Origin of the sequence: Nocardioides oceani (assembly GCF_030412965.1) — a bacterium.
GTDB classification, from domain to species: domain Bacteria; phylum Actinomycetota; class Actinomycetes; order Propionibacteriales; family Nocardioidaceae; genus Nocardioides; species Nocardioides oceani.
In genome coordinates, this window is sequence record NZ_JAUHJQ010000286.1 from 1 (window position 1) to 217 (window position 217).

At 80.6% G+C, this 217-nt stretch carries 1 protein-coding gene; it reads right to left on the reverse strand.

The window, feature by feature from the left end; all coding sequences use genetic code 11:
• Window positions 1-201 (reverse strand): hypothetical protein (locus QWY28_RS24085; protein WP_300955416.1); only part of this gene is annotated, 201 nt, incomplete at its 3' end.
• Between the last annotated feature and the right edge of the window lie 16 nt (window positions 202-217).

A 217-nucleotide genomic window follows, 5' to 3' on the forward strand; every position in this document is an offset into this window, starting at 1 on the left:
GAGCGCGACGAACCCGCCGAGGAACCACGGCCACTCCGGCCGGTCCGCCTCCTCGACCTCGGTCAGGTCCACGCCCAGGCCGCCGCTCCCGTCGGGCGCCGTCGCGGGGCCGGGGCGCGGCGCCTCGGGCTCCTCCGGCTCCACCGCGTCGCGCACCGCGGCCGGCCGGGGGACCCGCAGGACCGGGGCCTCGACGCCCACGCTGCTGACGAACACC